The organism is Sphingomonas sp. 66-10 (assembly GCF_001897045.1).
GTDB classification, from domain to species: Bacteria; Pseudomonadota; Alphaproteobacteria; order Sphingomonadales; family Sphingomonadaceae; genus Sphingomonas; species Sphingomonas lycopersici.
Genome location: NZ_MKRR01000115.1, coordinates 14,237 through 16,784, shown reverse-complemented (window position 1 = coordinate 16,784; position 2,548 = coordinate 14,237). Strand labels below are relative to the sequence as shown.

At 60.8% G+C, this 2,548-nt stretch carries 4 protein-coding genes; 2 read left to right on the top strand and 2 right to left on the bottom strand.

What is annotated here, in order from left to right; translation table 11 throughout:
* Together BGN95_RS12085 and BGN95_RS12080 are read left to right on the top strand one after the other, a co-directional pair.
* On the top strand, nucleotides 1–187 hold a 187-nt coding region (locus BGN95_RS12085; protein ID WP_286772744.1), incomplete at its 5' end, for a BufA1 family periplasmic bufferin-type metallophore.
* A 57-nt stretch (nucleotides 188–244) separates the two neighbouring features.
* Complete coding sequence (locus BGN95_RS12080) at nucleotides 245–715, top strand: DoxX family protein (protein ID WP_286772743.1); 471 nt, start codon at nucleotides 245–247, stop codon at nucleotides 713–715.
* 49 nt (nucleotides 716–764) lie between these two features.
* Here BGN95_RS12080 and BGN95_RS12075 read toward each other — a convergent pair whose 3' ends face one another.
* Together BGN95_RS12075 and BGN95_RS12070 are read right to left on the bottom strand one after the other, a co-directional pair.
* Nucleotides 765–914, bottom strand: a complete 150-nt coding sequence (locus tag BGN95_RS12075) for a DUF736 family protein (protein WP_265312597.1) — start codon at nucleotides 912–914, stop codon at nucleotides 765–767.
* 119 nt (nucleotides 915–1,033) lie between these two features.
* Nucleotides 1,034–2,374: a spinster family MFS transporter gene (locus BGN95_RS12070; protein ID WP_286772742.1), complete on the bottom strand. Its 1,341-nt coding sequence runs from the start codon at nucleotides 2,372–2,374 to the stop codon at nucleotides 1,034–1,036.
* Nucleotides 2,375–2,548: the final 174 nt, after the last annotated feature.

Here is a 2,548-nt window from a genome sequence, read left to right as displayed (position 1 = left end):
CGCCATGGAAAAATGCTACGGCGTCGCCAAAGCGGGCAAGAACGACTGCAAGGCGGGCGCGGGGACGAGCTGCGCCGGCACCTCGAAGGTCGACTATCAGGGCAATGCCTGGAAGCTGGTCAAGGCCGGCACCTGCACCACGATCAAGACCCCCAAAGGCCCCGGCTCGCTGAGCCCCAAGGCCTGACAATCGCGCGCAGCCGGGGCTGTCAAGGCGCCGGCTGGCCGTTCACGGAGACTTCCGATGGAACAGCTCATCGCCCTTTACGACCGCGTGATCAGCCGCGCGTCGGCGTTGGTGCCCGATGCCCTTCTATTGCTCGTTGCGCGGCTCGGCATCGCGGGCGTTTTCTTCATGTCGGGTCGCACCAAGGTCGACGGTATCATCCATATCACCGACAGCACCTACGAGCTGTTCCGCACCGAATATGCGCTGCCGCTGGTGCCGCCGACCATTGCGGCAGTCGCCGCGACCTGGTCCGAACATGTCTTTTCGATCCTGCTCGTACTCGGCGTCGCCACTCGCCTTTCGGCGCTGGCGCTGTTCATGATGACGCTGACGATCGAGATCTTCGTCTATCCCGATGCATGGCCGACTCATCTCAGCTGGGCCGCAGTCCTCCTGCCATTAATCTTCCGGGGTGGCGGCGCCTGGTCATTGGATCGGGGTATCGCCCGGCTGCTGCATCCAGCGGTACGATTCGCTCACGCCTGAAACTGCGGTCGGAGCCGCGGGCCGCTTCGATCGGGTTTCCGCTGGCATCCTATCTTGCGACTTGTCTCGTGACGCAGAGCTGGCTTTCGTGCGCCTTCGAACGATTGGGTACGATCTCGACGTCGGTGCGGATCGAGAGCGTCCGGATCTGGCCCTTGAAGTCGCCGTTGTTGCGGGTGACATAACCGATGACAGGCATTGCTCGTCTCCTTTGATGCGCGCTCGAACCGTTCGGGCGACAGCGCGAGCGAAGGACCGGAGCGGCGAAGCTATTTGGAGCGAAACTACTCCCCTTGCCGATTATCTCATCCAGCAACCTCACGGGACCATATCCACCCGCACAGTGCGTTTCGCGGTCCAGAACAGCGCGAATGTTCCGAGCGCTAACAGGCTCGACGCGATCAATGCCCACCGCACGCCTTCGGCGTCACCCAGACCGAACGATGTTGCCAGGAGATCGCTGAGAAGGCCCACGCTTAGCGGCCCAAGGCCCAAGCCAATCGCATTGAGGATGAACAGCAGGATGGCTGACGAGGTCGCCCGCATCGTCGGCGGGACAACGCTCTGACCGACCGTGTAGACCGGCCCGAACCAGAAAGAACCCAGGATGATCGGTATGATCATCAATGCCATTGCCACCGGCGCGCTCGGTACCAGATAGACAGCGATCGTGAAGGGAAGCGCCGCCAGACTCGCAATAGCAGGAATCGCGCAATAGGCGCGTGCGTCGGTGCGGCCGAACCGGTCGCCAAGCTGGCCGCCGAGCCATATGCCGACCATCCCCCCAAACCCACTGATAATTCCGAGTGAGATCCCTAGGAATCCGTGTGCACCGAGCCCAAACCGAGAGGCGAGTGCTTCAAGCTGTTCGCCGTGGACGCGAAAAAAGAAGGCGGCGGTAAAGGGAACTTGCGCGTAACTGACAAAAGCTTTCAGCGCGGCGCCGAAGGAAATGAACCAATAGCTTCTCTTGCTCGCGAGATAGCGAAGCGTGTCCGGAAAGCTTGGATGTTCAATCGCCGGCCGCTCCGCCGGCGGAATTGCATGGCGCGGTTCCTTCAGCGTGAGCAAAGCCAACAGGGCGATGGCCACACCTGGAATTCCGGCAATGAGAAAAGCGTGTCGCCATCCATAGAGATCGACGATCACACCGCCCATGCCCAGCCCGAGCAACGTACCGAGCGGTACGCCGAGATGGAAAAAGGCGAGCGCCGAAGCGCGCTTTTCGCGCGGCGTATAGTCACTTATCAGGGAATGGGCGGGCGGGATGCCTCCGGCCTCGCCAGCGCCAACGCCGATGCGTGCGAGAAGAAGGTGCACGAAATTTCCCGCGAATCCGCATAGAATTGTGAAAAAGCTCCAAGCCCCGAGCGCGCAGGTAATGATCAAGGGTCGGCTTTTCCGCTCGGCCAGTCGGGCGATCGGAATGCCAAAGGTCGTGTAGAAAATGGCGAAGGCAAAGCCGGTCATCAGACCGATCTGCCAATCGGCCAGCCCCAATTCCTGTTTGATCGGTTCGGCAAGGATGTTGATTATCTGGCGATCGAGGAAGCTGAGCAACATGGTCAGCATCAAGAATGAGACCGCATAGCGGCGATAGGCCGGCGAAACCGGCTCAATCTCGACCCTATGCACCCCGTCCGTCATGTCGCTCAGCATGGGTTTACCTCGTCAAATCAGAATTTTGTCCGGACGCCGACGTAGAAGCGGCGACCGAGAACATCGTAGGTTGAGGGGTCCGTGAAGCCGGTGGGCAGTGCAAGAAGCGGCGGCGCCTTGTCCGTCAGATTGTTGACGCCCAAGCGAAATTCGAAGCGCTCCTCGGGACGCAAG

Coding starts and splice junctions, on each gene's coding strand:
- BGN95_RS12080 (WP_286772743.1), top strand. CDS start 245: ATGGAACAGCTCATCGCCCTTTACGACCGCGTGATCAGCCGCGCGTCG.
- BGN95_RS12075 (WP_265312597.1), bottom strand. CDS start 914: ATGCCTGTCATCGGTTATGTCACCCGCAACAACGGCGACTTCAAGGGC.
- BGN95_RS12070 (WP_286772742.1), bottom strand. CDS start 2,374: ATGCTGAGCGACATGACGGACGGGGTGCATAGGGTCGAGATTGAGCCG.